The sequence below is a fragment of the Johannesbaptistia floridana genome, assembly GCF_057440575.1.
The window spans coordinates 1-18706 of sequence record NZ_JALKVM010000026.1; the positions used below are offsets into that span (position 1 = coordinate 1).

Below are 18706 nucleotides of genomic sequence, written 5' to 3' on the forward strand. Positions count from 1 at the left end.
AATATAGAAATTATAGGTTCGTAGTTGGACTTTAGTCCAATAAATATAGAAATTATAGGTTCGTAGTTGGACTTTAGTCCAATAAATATAGAAATTAAATGTTGATAGGGCTAAAGCCCTACTACAAACTTATCTTTAATAATAACTTGGGTTTGTAAGTAGGATTTAGTCTAAAACTTAGACCAAAACAGGCGAGAATCAATTTTTAAAATCCCTTGTAAAAAAGAGATTGTTGGGTTTCGTAACCAAGGACCCAACCTACAAGAGTGCGATCGCCTTGAGTCTGGTGTAAATTATAATTAGTATTATAAAAAAGTCCCCCTTGGTAAGGGATCTTATCTGAGGAGATCGCCATTTAATTGATGAGATGATTCTTATCTTGATTGACAAATAGTGATTAATTTTCTTAAAATTCTCTACAACTAGTCACTATATTTATCTGTCAAAAGATTGAAAATAGTAAATTATCATACTATTTCTTGGCTATTTCAACTGTTATTATTTATTGTCCAGGACAAAATAGATAGAAACTCATGACCAAAGAAATTTTTGACTTTGTGATCCCTCTCTATAAAACTCGATGGAGTACAAGAGCTGTACTAGAAGCTATCAGCCTTTACTACGAACCTCGCTCAATTCACATCATCACCTCAACCACAGAAGCAGATTCCCTTAGAAAAAAAAGTCTACAGTGGCAAACAGCACCAATTAATGTACATGAAGAAGAAACCTTTTTTGTCAAACCCGCAGGTCTTACTAAAGAAGAAATTTGTCAAGAGTTAAATTTAGGAGAATCCCTGTATAATCCTGGATGGTTTTATCAACAACTTTTGAAACTAGGTGCTTGTGAGGGAATTGAAAACCTCAGTGAATGGTATATCGTCTGGGATAGTGATTTACTACCTGTAGCTACTTGGCCCATAATTAGTTATGAGGAAGAAACTGTAAAATATAAATTTGCTCTGTTGCAACATAACCAGTGGGGTAATTTTAGTATTGTTTCCAAATGGGACAAATGGATTCGTACAGTTCTTGGAGTCGAACCAATTACCGATAGTACAGGTACATTTGTTCCCCATCATATGTGGTTTAAGCAAGAATATCTATCCTCTTTTAAGCAGCAAGTACAAAATTACTATCAATCACCAGAGAACTGGCTATTGTTGATGATGCGTTCTGCTAATGACTTTGGTACTTTTAGTGAATATTGGGCTTATGCCTCATGGGTAGCGGCTAAAGCCTCAGATGATTTTGCTTTTTATCCCTATTCTGATTATGGAGAAACCAGCGAGCGCTTTTTTGATGATGGAACTGGGGTATTTTGCACTTCATTGAAAAAGAATGAGGTAGAAACACTATCTAATTTAGCTCATCAGGATTTTGCTCCATCCTATGAAAAAATTAAGTCTTTTATTCAAACAGAGTACGGTTTAGATTCTCTCCCCTCCTCTTTGTCTTTTGAAAGTAGTCCTCGACATCTGAAAAAAGGTAAAGAAAATAAACATATTGAGGAATTGCGATCGCGCTGGAATACTATAGATGTTCCTACCAATTAAAACTTGTCCTAATTAACTGATTTTGGCGCCATTATTAGACGTAATTCTCAAAAAAGCGCCTTTTTTTCTCAGTACAATTACTGAAACCATGTAAATATTTTTCATAAATATTAAGTAGTCCTATAGCAATTCTCATACTGGTGAGGTACAGAGGTTATCGCTTTGAGGCAGGAGGCTACGAGGCAGCTATGCTGCTATGCTGATGTTTTATGTACCTCATGAGTCCGATAAACGCTATATAGTCAAAAGCTGTATTTTTAGATAAGATATTTTTGCAACTGCTTAAATCATAATTTTGCCTATGCTGTTTAATAAAATCAAGGAATTTTTTAACACTCTCAGTCAAGAAAAAAAGTATAATCAAATTGTCAAGCAACGTCTTGAGCAAATTCCTGTTATCCAGGAAATGGAAAGAATTAAAAACCATAAACGCTATCTAGAGTCAAAACGTTTGATTCCCTTTGGCTATAAAATATATTCTCAAACTGATGAAGATGGCATAATTAGAGAAATATTTAAGAGAATTGGTGTAACTAATAAAATTTTTGTAGAGTTTGGCATTGGGAATGGATTAGAAAATAATACTCTAACCCTTTTGTTTAATGATTGGCAAGGTTTATGGATTGATGCTTCTTCAAATTCTGTAAAAAAAATCACAAAATATTTCGCTCCCCTCATTGAAACACAACAACTAAAAGTAGTTCAATCTTTTATAACTAGAGATAATATTAACGATTTGATTTCTACTAATATTAGTTCTCAAGAAATAGATTTATTATCAGTTGATATTGATGGTAATGATTATCATATTCTTGAAGCAATCACCTGTATTAGCCCTCGGGTAATTGTTATTGAATACAATGCTAAATTTAGACCACCTATTTTATATTGCATGGATTATAATGAAACCCACACTTGGGAAAAAGATGATTGCTATGGAGTGTCATTGAAATTTCTTGAGACTAATTTAGAGAAAAAAGGATATTATCTAGTGGGATGTAATATATCTGGAGTAAATGCTTTTTTTGTGAGAAAAGATTTAGTTTACGATCAATTTTTGTCACCCTTTACGGCAGAAAATCATTATGAACCAGCCAGATACTACTTTTCTGGATATTGTGTGGATCATGTAGCTTCTTACAAAACCCTAGCTACAGCCATGAAAACAGGCGATCGCCCTGATTATGACTTCTCGGGGTAATAACAAGCTTAAAATAAAATCAGGGTGCGAAACACGAAGCGTTTCGCACCCTACTAATATGTTTTTTTATAGTTCTTCGTTGGCACGTTTGATAACATGTCTAGCAACTGATTGAATCCCAGTATGGCGGAAAATATCAGTACTAGCATCAAGAAAAGCCGCCGCATAGTCTAGCTTATCATCAGCAAATTCTATAAAACCACCCATTCTATTCATCAAGTTGTTTCTATCCAAACCAGCTTTGTTAACTAGATTATCCATCCAGCCATCCATAGCATTAAAAGTTTGATCAAGAAAATGTTTCGGGTCTTCATCAGGAATTAGATCTTGGATTTCCCCAAGACTAGTATTATTAGCTAAAGCTGACCTTTCTTCACCATCACCTTTTGATTTAATATTACTAATAAAATCAGGACCTAGAGGAATCACACCATCAATACTAACTAAAGCAACCATCCGCATTAAAGCTTCATCACGATAGTTTTCTGAAACCGTCTGGGCAAATTTTACAGGATTGATGGTAAATCCATTCATTTTCATATAGGCAAGTAGTTCAATACCTAGTTTGAGTTTTAAATCTATACTCTGGACTGTGTCTGCCTTGGGAGTTAATCTATCTAAAAAGGGAATAAAACTCAAAGTATCTCCCACTTTGTCAGCAATGGCAGCAGCAGCGATCGCCTTATCAGTATTATCTGCCATTTGGTATAGCCAAACTGCTGTTTGATAACCGTTTTTTTTATCTTTATACAAATTTACCGCTTTTCTGCGGATATTTTTGATTTTCTCCTTATCTTTTAACCCCACAGTATCGCGAATCATTTCTTCAAAATCAGTGATATTTTTATAAGTACCTGGTACTACAAAATCAAGAGCGTTTAGCACTTTTATAGTCAAGTTATCTTGAGGTAGAGATTCTAACAGTTCTGCGATTGATTCAGACATAATCATTTTCAAGTAAATTTTACTGTAAATATTAGTATATGGTTTTTTACTGAATGTTCAAAATATTTATTATACTAACTAAATAAGCTAATACGCATTTAAACTAGATCTTATCAAATTAACTTAAAAACTGATAGTCCTCTGTGCTTTTGAAGATCCGGTGTTCCTTCCTTGTCTTCACAGTTCAATTAAGATGCACTCAGAAGCTTACTATTTTGTTTTTAACAGTTTTGTTATCTATCACTCATCGATGTATGATAACCTAAAAAAGCCAAAAAACGAACAGCGATTCATCAGATATTTTCATAAAAGTTGGAATGTCCGCCTTCAAAGCTGTTTAAGGTAAGTCGATGTCAAAAATACAAAAGTTACTATCTAAACTCAAATATCGTCTAGAAAAACTACTAATTGCTATTCCTAAACCACCAACTACGGAGGCAGAATTAATTAAATCTCAAAAAATTCTTCAAAAAAGATCCCAAAAACAACTAGTTAAACCAGTAATCCCCAGACCTGATCAATGTGTAGTTTCTATTGTTATAGGGAGCTACAATCGCTGCCATTTACTCAAAAAAGCAATTGAAAGTGTACGCAACAACCAAATTAGGGTACCATACGAGATTATTGTCATTGATGGTGGTTCTACTGATGGAGCGATTGAATGGCTAATTCAACAAAAAGATATTGTCACCATTGTTCAGCATAACCGCGGTGAATTTCGCGGCAAACCTCTGAAAAGGCGTAGTTGGGGATATTTTATGAACCTAGGCTTCAAAATTGCTCAAGGTAAATATATTCTCATGATTAGTGATGATTGTTTGTTACTGCCTAATGCTGTTAACGCAGGCTTAGACAAATTTCAAGAAATGGAAAAAGCTAAGCGTCGAGTAGGAGGAGTTGCTTTTTATTTTCGCAATTGGCCTAGAGAAAAACAATATTATGTGCAAAAATCTTTAGGAGGTAAACTGGCGATTAATCATGGTATGTATCTCAAAGATGCTCTAGCTGACGTAGGTTGGGTAGAAGAAGAACAATACATATTTTATAAGGCTGATAGTGATGTATGTTTGAAAATGTGGTTAGATGGTTATGAAATTGTTGATTGTCCTCAAGCATTTGTAGAACATTTTTATGATCCAGCCGAAGAAGTCAGGCAAAGCAATAATGCAGTGTTAGACTATGACCGCGAAGTTTATCTGAAACGTTGGGAGAGTATTTACTATCATCCCCACTGGCAAGAATTAAGGGAAAAAATTACTATAGATTATCAAGATCCCGATCAAACTGCTCAAACTAATTGGAATAATTAACTGGATATGCAGCCAATCAAACTATCTGTTGTACTAGGAACCTATAACCGCCTTGATTTACTCAAAAAAGCCCTAGAAAGTATCATCAAAGAGACAACAATATCTCTAAAAGTCTATATTACTGACGCCGGTTCCACTGACGGTACGATTGAATATTTACAAGGAATAGCCTCAGAAACTATTATTCCCATTTTTGTGGGGAAAAAACTCGGTCAAGCTAAAGCTTATAATGATGTGTTTAAAATTATAGATACTCCCTATATTTGTTGGTTGAGTGATGATAATATTATCGTTAATCAGAGTCTAGATTTAGCAGTAGATATTTTAGAAAAAAATGCTAACTTAGGCATGGTAGCACTGAAAACTAAAGACCTTCAAGGACCATTTACAGAGGCACCCTATATTGGTGGTGTCTCCAGCATCGGTATCTTAAATGTTAACCAAGGCATGTTGCGCACAGAAATTATCCAACAATTAGGCGGTTTCTCAGAAGAATTTCGTGATTATGGTATAGATCCAGATTTAACAGCCAAAGTACTTTTGTGTGGGTATGATATTGCTTACACTAAGGCGATCGCCATTCATCACTATCGCAACTGGGAATTAGACCAAAATTCGGGAGAATATGACCAAATGATGGCTAAACAAGCTAAATATAAAGCACAATATCAAGAAATCTATGGTCAATATTGTCAGTCTAGTTGGTGGTGGCAAGCAAAAAAAATGTTTTGGCTGTTTATCCGTCGAGGTTTAGGAGTACAAAAACAATTCAATGCTGATACTCCTCTGTTTCTTCAAGCTATTCCCAGAGATTGGCACAACATTATGACAGGTCGTTATATTAGCATTTTTGACCCTTGGCAATATAGAAATCAACCCTATCATTTGTTGCAGCATTGTTCTCAACCTCTTACCCCTCAATCTCTTAAGTTACAACCACTAATTAACTCAGATATTGCATCTTTTCCAAAAGTTACTGGTTGTGGATGAATCTTGAAGTAATGAGTTTTGAAGTAATGAGTAACGAGTAATGAGTAAGAAGTAAGGAGTAAGGAGTAAGGAGTCTTGAAGTAAGGAGTCTTGAAGTAAGGAGTCTTGAAGTAATCAGTAAGGAGTAAGGAGTAAGGAGTCTTGAAGTAAGGTTGAAAATTTGAGCTAAGATGATCTTAAAATTATCAGAAAATTCAATGCTCATCAAAATAATCCCTATAGTAGCTCAAATAACTATTTTTAGTTTAATGCTATCTTTAGGACTTAGTATTAGTTTTAATCAGCTTAGATTTATTAATCATCATCGCAATCTTATTCTTAAATCTTTAGTAATTATTGATATTATTACACCCTTATGTACCTTGTTAATTGTCAACATTTTTCAACCATCTGTTAATATTGGTTTGGCCTTGATACTTATAGTTGCATCTCCTGCGCCTCCCTTAACCAGTTTAAAGGTAATTAAATCCCTAAAAGGTAATATACCTTATGCAGTGAGTTTGCATTTAATTTTAGCCGCTATTTCCTTTATTACTACTCCTATAAGTTTAAAAATTTTAATACCTTTATTCCATTATGAAATTGTTGATTTTACCATAAATCCCCTCGATATAGCAAAACAGGTAGCGATCGCTCAACTGATTCCTATAGCAATAGGAATGATTATTAAAGAAAAATTTACCGATTTTGCTAATAAAGTAGTCGATACTCTCCAAAAAGTTAGTAACTTCTTCTTTCTCGGTTTAGTTTTACTAGTTTTATTTTTTAGTTTTAAGTCAATCTTACAAATAGGCTTTTATGCAATAATTACTATTATTGTAGTCGGAATTGCTTTAATAGCAATTGGGCATATTTTTGGAGGTCCTGATCGGCAACACCGCATAACTTTAGCCTTAATCAGTATAACTAGAAATGTTGGATTAGCCTTTTTGATTGCGGCTGTTAATTTTCATAAAAAACAGGCTTTAGGACCTTTACTTTCTGTTACAGTGATTTTTGCTATAGTTGGCTTAATTTATTTGAAGTTATATTTAAGGCGATCGCCGAAGGATTAGCCATAAACCCCAAATAAGATCATACAAAAACTAGCCAGGTTCTGAAAATAACCTGGCAATTTTGAGTAAGTTTATTGCACCCCCCAGGGCTGTTTTGTTCTTGACAAAGAAAATGGTGAGGAAAAGCAGGGAGCACCGGAGCACGGGAGCTTCAACAGAGGGGATTTATTATTAATATGTTTACTTTTTCTGCTTGAAAACATTCACACAACCGATACCACCTAAAGCCAATAAACTGAGAAGAGTAGTCGGTTCTGGTGTAGTCGCTGAGCTACGCAAAGTATAGTTAACATCTCCCCCTGCTTCTTCTCCATTGATTAAGTAGATAAAAGCAGCAGGCTCATTAATTGCAGGTACAGCTTCTAAAAAAGAAAATTCAACATTTGTATCGATAACATCAGCAACTAATCCGAGGAAATTAGGGTCAACAACAATCTCTGGATTAATTAAATCAGCTTCAGTATAGTTTTCCCCCAAGAAATTGAAACTGAAGTCGGAAACTAATAAACTGTTATCATCAAATTCTAATAATCCAGAAAATGTTTGACCTGCGAGAATACCATCTAAATTATTAACTTCAAAATCGTAAATAACCGAAGCAGCGTTAGCCGGATTAGTATTGATTGCAGCAAGACTTAGAACTGTAGTTGTAGCAAAGAAGGAAAATTTTTGCAATAGATTAGTCATGATTATTGGTGAATAAATTTCTACTATTTGGACAGGGTCTGAGAATAAGATTTTGAGCGATCGCCCATTACTGAACGATGCCCTGTCATCTTAAATTAAATAACAAATCATTAAAAAAGAAAGTTACTGGGGTTATTAAGTTCTGTTGCGGTAACTCCCTGAACTTCCACTAGAGAGCGAGGACGACCTGTACCAACGCTACCATCAGGATCGATAGTCAAATATGTACTACTAGAAGTAGAAACAAAGCCCACATAACCTTCAGCAAGGGGATCAGTGCCTGTATAAGCAACAACATCTAATACTTGAGATAGGTCAATTATATCGCTACCAACTGCAAAATCAGTGATAGTATCTCTTGCATCCCTTAAGCTAGTGTATACAAAAGTATCGCTACCACCACCACCTGTGAGAGTATCTGAACGTCGGAACCCAGTAATTGTGTCATCTCCATCAGTTCCTACCAAATTACTGGAACTGTTAGGACCATCAATTACTTGTCCAGGATTAGAACTTTCTAAATCCAAACCTACGATGATGGGATCGTGGTCGGAAGTGCGGAAAGGATCTTGACCATCAAATAAATTGGGGTTACGACCAAAATCTAAATTGTAATCAAGAGCATCAGGTTCGTCAGCATTAATGTGCCACTCTGTAACTCCTGTCACTTGACTGGTTAAACTAGGATTAGTCAAAGCATAGTCGAGAGTTCCTGCTTGACCATCAAATACGAAGGAGTAAGCATCAGGTCCAATAAACTGAGCCGCTAGGTTAGTATATCCTGCGGCTTCTATAGCTTGAATGGGGTCTTCTTGAGCGTAAGAATTTAAATCACCAACAATGAGGAAATCATCATCGCCACTGCCTGTGGGGTCAGTTTCTAACCAATTAGTTAAGGCGATCGCCGCATCTGTACGAACAGCATTCCAGAAACCTTGACCGTCTCCCTGGTCAAAATTAGGGTCACTAGTATCGCTTAATCCAGAACTTCCCTTAGATTTAAAATGGTTAACAGCAATGGTGAATTCTTCTCCTGTGCCTACTTCAGCAAAAGTTTGAGCTAAGGCAGGACGGTTGCGGTTATCAATAAAAGTAGGATCTACAGAACTATCGAGAATAGCAAAGTCACCTACTGGATTAACTTCAGTGGGTTTGTAAATCATACCGACTTTAATAGCATCACCGCCAATAAAACCAGTAGAAATATAGTCGTAAACTTCGCTACCTAATCTTGTATTCACTGCATCAACTAGGTTTTCGAGTACGACGTCTTCACCATTGATAATCTCAGTATTTTCAAGCTCAATCAGTCCTAGGACGTCGGCATCAATAGTAGTAATAGTAGTAACTAGTTTTTCTTGTTGACGATCAAATTCTGCTTGGTTATCTGCTCCTCTAGGTTCAAGATTATTAGGACCACTAGTACCGCCACTGTCATCTAAAGTTGTAAAGTAGTTGAGAACGTTGAGACTTCCAACTTTGAGGGTACCGCCTACATCTTCGGGAGTTTCTGGACGTAAATTCTCTTCCACAAAATTAGGTGTTTCTGTGGGCATAATGCGGAATGTTTCGTCACCAGAACCACCACTAGCGCGACTAAAACGAACATTACCAGTTAAATTGGTAACTGTGTCCTCCATTCTTAGGGTATTACTAGAGTCTAGTTCGGGAGCTGGATAAATAATTGGGTCTGGGTTTTGAATTGTTAAACCATCATCAATAGTAATAGTCCGACTAGCAATATCTTCTAGGTAGGCTTGAAAACCAGAAACACTAGGAGGATTATTATTAGTGAACTGTCGCAGGCGACCACCCTCAGAAACTTGCAGTTCACCGAAACGGTCTAGGTTAAACAGTTCCGTAACAGTCAAAGTTTCTGGGAAGTTTACTAACATCCCTTCGTATTGTTCCAGGTCAGCAATTAATTCACCATCAGAGTTTGGTACGACAGAAGTAGTGGGTAAGTCAACGTTAGTTGGAGCAACTGAACCAGTGCCGATAATTTCAATAGCGCTGGCTGTAATTTGAGTTTCACCGAAAAATTCATTAACAGTACCTGTGATGCGAACTGCATCTCCAACATTGACATCTTGTATTAAAGTCGAACCCTCGAATACAAATACACCGTCAGAAGTAGTTAAGTCGCCGTCTCCCGTTTCATCCTGTACATAAAATCCCCGCAAGTTACGGCTCTCATCCGCATCACCATCTTGGAAGTCTCCGGTAACAATACCTTCAGTGATAACTGTTTGACCCACTATTGGACTGGATGTACCACTACCTTGGATGTCGTATATGGGAATCACAATGGGGCCTTCTCCGTTACCATCATCGGTAGTTCCTGCCGTAGGAGTATTATCTGGACCTAGATTGAAGTCACTAAATACAAAGTCATCTACTGTATCTGTATCTACTCCATCAGTGATTCTACGGGCACCCGCTGGGAAGAATGTACCATCGGGACCAAGAACAGGAGCATTAAAGAAAAAAGTATCTTCTACATCACCATCTGTTAAGGCGACGGTATCAATAACAACTTCGCTCCCTGTAACAGAATTACCAGAAAGACTGTTAGTTTCTACTAGAGCATAGGTGGAACTGCCGTTTTCTAAAAAGTTATTGCCAATATTTAGATTTGGAGTCACTCCATATTCCCTATCTAAACCAACGGGGTTGCCCACCAAGAAAAAGCCGTTATCGCCAATTACATTGGTTGAGTCAAAGTCAATTTGACGGTCAATTGAGCCTACTGTAGAAAGATCTCCTTCGACGACAATGAAACTTAAGCCCTCTAAGGATGTACCCGGTGTGCCAAATATTTCGATAAATTCAGTGTCGTCTGTGCCAACGTGGCTAACCAATATTTCATTAATAACTAGGTTGGAGCCACTACCACTTAGATTAAAAGGGGTTGTTGGCATAGTCTGTCTGGTGCTATTGCTGCCAGACCAATTGGACTTATTACTAATAGCTTCTAGTAGTTCTGTTTGGGTACCGGAAGTAATACCTGTATAAATGGCATTGTCAATTTCATCTACAGCTACTGCGGTTTCACCATTGACTAAACCTGTAGGTAAGGCAGAAGTATTAGAATTAGTGGCGTCAGACTGCCATACCCCGGGATTGTCTTCGCTGTTGAGAGCGTAAATAAAGGTGGGATTACTACTATCTCCTTGGTAAGCAATAATTTGGTCGCCACTAGTTGAGAATGCCACACTGCTGAGAGTGGGGTTAATTATCGTTCCCGCAGTAATATCTGTGGGCGCTGTCCAAGTGAAAGTACCTTCTGTATCTCTAAAGGTATCATCAGCTCTCCAGCCGTTATCGGTAAAATTGATTTCTGTACCTGAACCAATATCTATTAATGGCGTAAAAGCAAATTCGTCTGGGTTGTCAAAGTTGAACCCGACAATAGCTATATCACCTGCTGATAATGTGGTTGCTACCATGTTTTTATGTTTAAGTATAATTTCTCTTAAGAATTCTACATTACTGATGTTGTAGTTCAGGTTAAGGTTAATTTAAGAATTAGTTAAGGGCAAATTAATTTTTTATCTTTCGTTCATGATGCTAAATTCACTTTAGGTCTTGACTGCTATAATTATTTATATAATTGAAAATTTTCTTAAAAATTCTTTAAATTTATTAACAAACCCCAAATCCGTAAGCAAAAATATTGCAAAATTACAAAGAGATGATTAAAACAGTTGAGATAAACCGTGGATAGTCAAATTGCCCAATCTAAGCTAATTAATCAAGGAATAATCCTAGGAGCGATCGCCATCACCATAATTTTGGCGGTTACTATAGTAAATATATATATGAGTCCCCTTTCTGACCCATACGTTCAAGAAGTGTTGGCGGCTACTGGCTATAGCAAAAAAGGCCACGCTATCTTTGAAATTAACTGCGCCGGCTGTCATGGAATAGAAGCAAATGGAAATGTTGGCCCTGATTTACATGCTGTCTCTAAACGTAGATCCAAATCTAGCATCATTCACCAAGTAATTAGTGGCGAAACCCCACCCATGCCTAAATTCCAGCCTAATGTTCAAGAAATGGCTGATTTACTCAAATATTTAGAACAATTATAAATAGGGTTTGCTGAAAAAGTAAGTTAAGTGTGAGGAGATAGGGAATAGGCAAGAGGCAAAAGGCAATAGGGGGGGACTACTTATTAGTACTTAAGTAATCTAAGAGAAAAAATGCACTATTTTTAGCATAATACATTCAAAAACGAGGCACTTTTCGCCATGAAAAACAGGCTCAAACCTATATCCAGTAATAGTTTTAGATTTATTCAGCAAGCCCTAAATATTACTAGTAATGGTATCTGAGGAGGTTTATCAAGAAATTATGAGAATTAAACAATCGTCTCAATAACAGATTTGCGATTTCACTTGGTACATCACTATGAGTATCTTAACGGTGCGTTACGCGCTCCGCTAACGCACCCTACATCTTTAATTTAACTAAAAATCTTCCCTCCTGCCTCACCCGAAGGAGGTTAAAAATTGGTTGACCGAGTGTAAGATCTTAGGCGAAAGAGAAATGAACTTTTTCTGAGGTTGATTTAGTACATAAGTACTGGTGCTTTGATATGAGAAATGTAGAAATGTAGAAATGTAGGGTGCGTTAACGAAGTGTAACGCACCATAAGCTTATGATTCTACAGTAGAACAAAAAATGTTATTTGACAGCTAAATATCTAAATCAACGAGGTTAAGACGAGATCCATAGGTTTCAATGAATTCTCGTCTAGGCGCCACCCGATCTCCCATCAACACAGTAAAAATGCGATCTGCTTCCGCAGCATCTTCAATTTCTACACGTTTGAGAGTACGTGATTCGGGATTCATGGTAGTATCCCACAGTTGTTGAGGCATCATTTCTCCTAATCCTTTGAAGCGTTGAATAGAGTAGTTAGCATTAGCCGGAAATTCTCGCAATTTCTCTTGCAACTCGCGATCGCTGTAACAATAATAATAGTTGCGTCCTCTTTCAATCTTATACAAGGGAGGACAAGCGATATACACATAACCTTGGTCTACTAAATCCCTTTGATAACGGTAAAAGAAGGTTAATAAAAGAGTACGAATATGGGCACCATCCACATCGGCATCAGTCATAATCACAATACGATGATATCTCAATCCTTTTTCATCAAACTCTTCACCTCTAATTCCTAAACCCAAGGCAGTTATCAATGATTGAATTTCATTATTTTTATAAATTTTGGAATCATCAGTTTTTTCAATGTTGAGAATTTTACCCCTCAAGGGAAGAATTGCTTGAAAACGGCGATCTCGTCCCTGTTTAGCTGATCCTCCCGCACTATCACCCTCTACTAAAAATATTTCTGATTCTGCGGGATCCCGGGTGCTGCAATCTGCCAATTTTCCTGGTAAAGGAGAAGACTCTAACACAGATTTGCGCCTTACTAATTCTCGTGCGTGACGCGCTGCTTCTGCTGCCTTAAAAGATTGTACCGCCTTTTCGATGATTGTATCTGTTACTTGAGGATTAAACTCTAAATATTCACTTAAAACTTCCCCAACTAAAGAATCAACTATTCCCCTAACCTCTGTATTCCCTAGTTTTGTCTTCGTTTGTCCCTCAAATTCTGGATCTGGAACTTTAACTGAGATCACCCCTGTTAAACCTTCCCGGACGTTTTCACCTCCTAAATTAGATTCATTTTCTTTGATCTTATTGCGTTTGCGGGCTACACTATTTATAGTCCTAGTTAGTACTGTTTTTAACCCTTCTAAATGAGTTCCCCCATCGATAGTACGAATGTTGTTCGCAAAACCTAATAAATTATCACTATAAGCGTCAGAACACCATTGTAGAGCTACTTCTACCTGTACTCCGTTCTTTTCTCCTGATACATAAATAATCTCTGGATGTAGGGGGTCTTTTTCTCTATTCATATACGTGACGTATTCCCTTATCCCCCCCTCGTAACAATAGGTTTCTACTCTTTCTGGTGTTACTCTTCTATCGGTAAAGGTAATTCTTACTCCACCATTGAGATAGGCTAATTCTCTCAGTCTTCCCGCTAGGGTATTATACTCAAACTGAGTTGTTTCCGTAAAAATAGTGTCATCTGGTAAAAAAGTTACTGATGTACCTTGTTTATTCTCCTCTGTTGGCGTAACTTCTAATTCTGATACTGGTATTCCCCTTTCATAGCGTTGGATGTGTAGCTTTTTTTCTCGCCAAACTTCCACTTTTATCTGTTTGGATAAAGCATTAACTACAGAAATTCCTACACCATGTAACCCCCCAGAAACCTTATACCCTCCACCTCCAAATTTACCCCCTGCGTGTAAAACTGTCATTACTGTTTCTAATGCTGACTTTCCTGTGCTAGGATGAGTATCGGTGGGTATTCCCCTTCCATCATCTGTTACCTGACAGGAACCATCTTCATTTAACTCCACTTCTATATGAGTACAGTAACCAGCCAATGCTTCATCAATCGAGTTGTCTACTACTTCGTATACTAAGTGATGCAGTCCACGCGGTCCTGTCGTGCCTATATACATTCCTGGTCTCTTGCGGACTGGTTCTAGACCTTCTAGAACTTGTATTTGTTCAGCACTGTAACTACTAGTCATGTACTTATAATCTCCAATATACGCTCTTAAGCTAGTTTTTTTGATTCGATGATAAAATCTTCCAAAATTATAACATAAAAGGGTTTAAAAAGGTTTAAACCTTTAACTGAAAGCAATTTAAACTGGGGGGTATATCTAATAAAAAATGCAAATAATTGTGATTTGTGGAGCTACAGCAACAGGTAAGTCTCATTTGGCAATGGAATTAGCAAAATTTCTCAATACCGTGATTATTAGCGCTGACTCTCGTCAAGTTTATCGGGATTTTAATATTGGTACGGCTAAACCGTCTTTGGCAGAACAACAGGCAGTTAAACATTATATGATTGATACTCAAGATCCTCATCAGATCTTAACTGTGGCAGAATATCAACAACAAACTCAAGCAATAGTTAAAAGTCTCAATAAACCCATATTGTTGGTGGGGGGAACTGGTCTATATATAAAATCTATCGTTAGAGGTTTGCTGATTCCTCCAGTATCACCTCAGCCTCAATTGCGATCTCAACTAAACTCATTACCCCAGCCATACCTTTATCAACTTTTAAACACAGTAGACGCTCACGCTACTGCCAAAATTCATCCTAATGACCGTGTACGCACCATTAGAGCTTTAGAAGTATATTATGTAACAGGAAGACCTATATCTCAACAACAAGGGGAAAACCCTCCACCATATCCCATTCTACAAATAGGTTTAGATTCTGAGTTGGAAGAACTTCGCCTACGCATCGCCAGACGTACCGAGAAAATGCTGGCCTCTGGATTAGTTAATGAAGTAGAATTTTTATTAAATAAATACGATGCTAATCTCCACCTATTCGCTACTCTAGGTTATCAAGAAATTAAACAATATTTAGCTGGAGAAATTTCTCTAGCTGAAGCTAAAGACTTAACTATTTTACATACAGGACAATTTGCTAAACGCCAAAGAACTTGGTTTAAACGTGTCCCCAATATCCATTGGTTAGATGCTAATTGTGATCATTTGTTATCCCAGAGTTTGGCCATTATTCAGCAGAACCTTTGTGATTTGTAAACACTAAAATATATTTTTTAGACATACAAGCGGCAAAAGTTCAGGACAAATAATATCTAAGTTAATATATAAGTAGAACTTGAATACAGATAACTTAAATATTTACTTTTTTAACTTAGATGCTGCCTTATCACTATGGAACCACCATCACTTTACCAAGATCAATATATACCGAAAGTCCCTTTAGATAGGCGAGCTTATGCTTTCTTGATAGACTATGTAATTATATGGTTAATTACCTCTTTGTTAGGAGGGAGTAATTTTTTAATACAACTGCTAATATTTATTTTAGCCTGGGTAATTTTAAGAATTTTAGTAGTTGCAGGTAATCGGGGTCAAAGTATAGGGCGTTGGGCTTTAGATATGAAACTGATTGATACTCGTTATCCGCGTATTCCTCCAGTAATTAATTTAGCTAAGCGAGAGGGGATATTAGGCTTTGCTGCTTTTTTAGCGATGATTGGACTTAATATTGCCTTTATTAATCCCTTTTCTACATTAATTTTGGTTTGTCCACTATTAGGGGAATGCAGTATGGCTTTAGCAGATGAAGAGTTGAATCAAGCCTTACATGACCGAGTAGCTAAGACTAGAATGGTACCATCTCGTCGCGGCTTTTCTTTGGATATACGCCTACGACGCATTTACTGGGAAGTCAAAAAGAGTTTAAGAAACCGAAGAAGAAATTAGTTTAGTAGCGGTTTGATGAGTAGGTCTGCGATCGCCCTCTTCTTCTGAGTAGTTATACTTAGGTTTTCAAAAGCGGTATAACAGGAGTTTCCTCGTCACCTTTGTGATGGTCAAAAATTTCCCTTGAAAATTTGAATAAACTTGTTAAGGCATTTCAGGAAAATGAGCCCCAGCATTTTTCTGGTCCTGTATAACTGACTCGACTACATAAATAGTAAGAATAGTGGAGATTTTCTCCTTTTGTATCAAACACATCATAGACATTTCTATCGTAACCTGAAGACCACCATTCTCCATAAGGATCATTTACCCAAAAACCTGTATTGTCAAAACCGCGTAAAACGATAATATGACCTGATGGTGTAAATTTTCCGCTGATAATTACTGGATTTTTTGCTAATAAATGTTTTTTGATTTCATCCCAAGTTGCATACATTTCTCGAATGCTAATCGTAGCAAGACCATAGCGTCCATTTTTTAAATCATCATGAGCACTGATAAATGAACTAAGTAATAAACATGTATTTATATTTACTACTCAAAAAAAATATTTGATTAAAAGTAATATATCACATTTGCTTAGTGTTCAAATAAAATTTATTTATAAGAGTAGTTGAACAAGATTAGCGATCGCCAAAAAAAGGGGATGTTTCCTATATTCCTCTAAAACCATTTTCTCTTTTGATGACTGTAATGTTATTTCTTCGAGCTCTAAGTAATCACAATCTCATCGCCATTGTTGAAAAAAACTCTAACCCAATTGTCAAAAATATTATACTAAGTATATCTTGAAAACTTGTGCAGTGGCAGTAATGTAAGTAAATAAACCATGCCACTCACCTAAGTTTTTGAGAAAACAGTCCCATTGAGATAAATTTTGAGAGATGAACTATAATTATGGAAAATATCAGTATATCAGACACAATTTTAGCAATTCTTGCCCTATTAATAGTAGGTAGTGGAATGTGGCTACTCCTCAATGGAGTGAGTGGCATGGGGAAAAAATAACTAAACTAGCTTAAGGTTAGGATATTGAGCCATTAAATCATCTTGGGTGAGAGTATCACCTGGGGCTTGGGGAGTCCACAATACCTCAAAGGCTAAAAGGCGATCGCCTGACACACCACCAATAGCTTGCAAAGCTTGGCGTAAATCTGCTTCTCCATTAATATCCGGTAGTGATAATTGACCAATCGCTCCTACTAAAATAGTCACAATAATATACTCTCCCGTCTCATCTAATTTCTCTGGAGAGAGAGTAGCTGTAGCTGAGGTGCGTAACTGGTTATCAAAATTAGCTAGAGTTTCTTCAGTAAATTTACTAAAAGTTATTTATTATTTAACTATTGCGATAATTACTTTTATTGTAAAAATTTAGACCATAAAATTACCTCTTTCCTAAGGGAGATAAATCTAGACTCAGACCCTCGCATCTTTACCTCAGACCCTCGCATCTTTACTCAAAGTTACTTGTGGTGGATGAATCTTGAAGTCTTGAAGTTTTGAAGTCTTGAAGTCTTGAAGTTTTGAAGTCTTGAAGTTTTGAAGTCTTGAAGTCTTGGAGTTTTGAAGTTTTGAAGTTTTGAAGTCTTGGAGTTAAAGAATTAATGCTCAACGCTTAAAAATTGGTTGACAAAAAAAATAAGGTTACAAGCCCACTCCTTTAGGGGTGAAAGAAAACAACTATATTCTTTGTTTCAAGCATAAAACTTTAGGCTTATGTATTTCCGCGCTTCCGTGTCAGGCGTGCGCGTTCACGCTTCGCAAAGAAGCGCTCTTGTCGCACCGCAATTCCTTTCTTCCGAATTCCTTTGACCTTTGCTACGATCTTAGGCGAAAGAGAAATGAACTTTTTCTGAGGTTAATTTAGTACATAAGTACTGGTATTTGCTCTGAGTAGAAGCAAGGAAGGCGCGAATTTAAGATAACCACCAAAGCTGAAACCTAAAAAGGTGAAACTTAAAATAAATATAAGAATTAACGAAAGAAGCAACAAATAATATATACTAACTCTTGGACTTAATTGTTATAGTAATACAGGAGCAACTAATATGGGTAAGCTACGTAACTTATTAATCGGTGCAGGTGTTGCGGCAGTAGGTGGAATTGGTACTAAGTTAGCCGTTGATTATTTCCGTAACCGAGGTAAGGAAGAACCAGCACCAGAAAGAGACGAAGCAGAAGAAGATAACGTTATCGCTAGTGCAAGTGCAGAAGAAGTAGCTTATGTTAAAGTAGAACCTAGCTCTGTTCAAGATTTCCTCGACCGTAGTTTTGGTAATCCTGGACGCTATGTTCCTACTCGTGAACCAAAAATATTTGACTACCAAGGTGAACAGTATATGGTTATCTGGGCCTACGATAATCAAAAGGAAAAAAATCAACTTCTAGCTTTTCACTATATAGATAACCAACGTAAAATGGTCGCTAGTGTAGGTTATACATCTGATCAAACTGACTACAATATTAATTTAGATGGTACCGCTTTTGCTATTGAAGTTAATGGCGATCAAATTACATCTGGACAGGGAGATACAGATGGAACTGATGAAGTTGATTTTGTCTTAGCTGGTTAGTAAATTTTATATCTAGAGAAGTTCCTAGAGATTC

General features: G+C 36.7%; 16 protein-coding genes. 9 read left to right on the forward strand and 7 right to left on the reverse strand.

From position 1 onward, the window contains the following. Positions 1-533 precede the first annotated feature (533 nt). Both MW688_RS01640 and MW688_RS01645 read left to right on the forward strand, forming a co-directional pair. Positions 534-1556, forward strand: a complete 1023-nt coding sequence (locus MW688_RS01640; RefSeq protein ID WP_486734168.1) for a DUF6492 family protein — start codon at positions 534-536, stop codon at positions 1554-1556. A 301-nt stretch (positions 1557-1857) separates the two neighbouring features. Next, positions 1858-2757 (forward strand): hypothetical protein, encoded by a 900-nt coding sequence (locus tag MW688_RS01645; RefSeq protein ID WP_486734169.1) that lies wholly within the window; start codon positions 1858-1860, stop codon positions 2755-2757. Between the two features lie 66 nt (positions 2758-2823). Here the strand turns inward: MW688_RS01645 and MW688_RS01650 are convergent, their stop codons facing one another. Continuing rightward, positions 2824-3702, reverse strand: a complete 879-nt coding sequence (locus tag MW688_RS01650) for a hypothetical protein (RefSeq protein ID WP_486734170.1) — start codon at positions 3700-3702, stop codon at positions 2824-2826. 350 nt (positions 3703-4052) lie between these two features. On the opposite strand from MW688_RS01650, the gene MW688_RS01655 reads away from it, so the two are divergent. The 3 genes from MW688_RS01655 to MW688_RS01665 all read left to right on the forward strand — a co-directional run bounded on the left by MW688_RS01655 (position 4053) and on the right by MW688_RS01665 (position 7057). Continuing rightward, positions 4053-5012 carry a glycosyltransferase family 2 protein gene (locus tag MW688_RS01655; protein ID WP_486734171.1) on the forward strand — a complete coding sequence of 320 codons (960 nt, stop codon included), beginning with the start codon at positions 4053-4055 and terminating at the stop codon, positions 5010-5012. Between the two features lie 6 nt (positions 5013-5018). Continuing rightward, positions 5019-6002, forward strand: coding sequence for a glycosyltransferase family 2 protein (locus MW688_RS01660; RefSeq protein ID WP_486734172.1), 984 nt, complete (start codon positions 5019-5021; stop codon positions 6000-6002). A 197-nt stretch (positions 6003-6199) separates the two neighbouring features. After that, on the forward strand, positions 6200-7057 hold the full coding sequence (locus MW688_RS01665; RefSeq protein WP_486734173.1) for a bile acid:sodium symporter family protein: 858 nt from the start codon (positions 6200-6202) through the stop codon (positions 7055-7057). Positions 7058-7237: 180 nt separating this feature from the next. Here MW688_RS01665 and MW688_RS01670 read toward each other — a convergent pair whose 3' ends face one another. Together MW688_RS01670 and MW688_RS01675 are read right to left on the reverse strand one after the other, a co-directional pair. Next, positions 7238-7744: a PEP-CTERM sorting domain-containing protein gene (locus MW688_RS01670; RefSeq protein WP_486734174.1), complete on the reverse strand. Its 507-nt coding sequence runs from the start codon at positions 7742-7744 to the stop codon at positions 7238-7240. 110 nt (positions 7745-7854) lie between these two features. Continuing rightward, a complete protein-coding gene (locus MW688_RS01675) occupies positions 7855-11193 on the reverse strand; it encodes an ExeM/NucH family extracellular endonuclease (RefSeq protein WP_486734176.1) in 3339 nt (1112 codons plus the stop codon). A 270-nt stretch (positions 11194-11463) separates the two neighbouring features. On the opposite strand from MW688_RS01675, the gene MW688_RS01680 reads away from it, so the two are divergent. Next, positions 11464-11838 (forward strand): c-type cytochrome, encoded by a 375-nt coding sequence (locus tag MW688_RS01680; protein ID WP_486734177.1) that lies wholly within the window; start codon positions 11464-11466, stop codon positions 11836-11838. Positions 11839-12444: 606 nt separating this feature from the next. On the opposite strand, the gene gyrB is transcribed toward MW688_RS01680, so the two are convergent. Next, positions 12445-14367 (reverse strand): DNA topoisomerase (ATP-hydrolyzing) subunit B, encoded by a 1923-nt coding sequence (gene gyrB, locus MW688_RS01685; protein WP_486734178.1) that lies wholly within the window; start codon positions 14365-14367, stop codon positions 12445-12447. Between the two features lie 145 nt (positions 14368-14512). Between gyrB and miaA the strand changes: the two genes are divergently transcribed. Next, on the forward strand, positions 14513-15406 hold the full coding sequence (gene miaA / locus MW688_RS01690) for a tRNA (adenosine(37)-N6)-dimethylallyltransferase MiaA (protein ID WP_486734179.1): 894 nt from the start codon (positions 14513-14515) through the stop codon (positions 15404-15406). Positions 15407-15541: 135 nt separating this feature from the next. Next, entirely contained in the window at positions 15542-16096 is a 555-nt protein-coding gene (locus tag MW688_RS01695; protein ID WP_486734180.1) for an RDD family protein, read from the forward strand. A 154-nt stretch (positions 16097-16250) separates the two neighbouring features. On the opposite strand, the gene MW688_RS01700 is transcribed toward MW688_RS01695, so the two are convergent. The 3 genes from MW688_RS01700 to MW688_RS01710 form a co-directional block, all read right to left on the reverse strand. Continuing rightward, on the reverse strand, positions 16251-16532 hold the full coding sequence (locus MW688_RS01700) for a C39 family peptidase (protein ID WP_486734181.1): 282 nt from the start codon (positions 16530-16532) through the stop codon (positions 16251-16253). 336 nt (positions 16533-16868) lie between these two features. Next, positions 16869-16982, reverse strand: coding sequence for a DUF3598 family protein (locus tag MW688_RS01705; protein ID WP_486734195.1), 114 nt, complete (start codon positions 16980-16982; stop codon positions 16869-16871). A 122-nt stretch (positions 16983-17104) separates the two neighbouring features. Next, on the reverse strand, positions 17105-17428 hold the full coding sequence (locus MW688_RS01710) for a DUF1517 domain-containing protein (RefSeq protein WP_486734196.1): 324 nt from the start codon (positions 17426-17428) through the stop codon (positions 17105-17107). A 719-nt stretch (positions 17429-18147) separates the two neighbouring features. Here MW688_RS01710 and MW688_RS01715 point away from each other — a divergent pair. Further along, entirely contained in the window at positions 18148-18672 is a 525-nt protein-coding gene (locus MW688_RS01715; protein WP_486734182.1) for a hypothetical protein, read from the forward strand. Positions 18673-18706 lie beyond the last annotated feature (34 nt).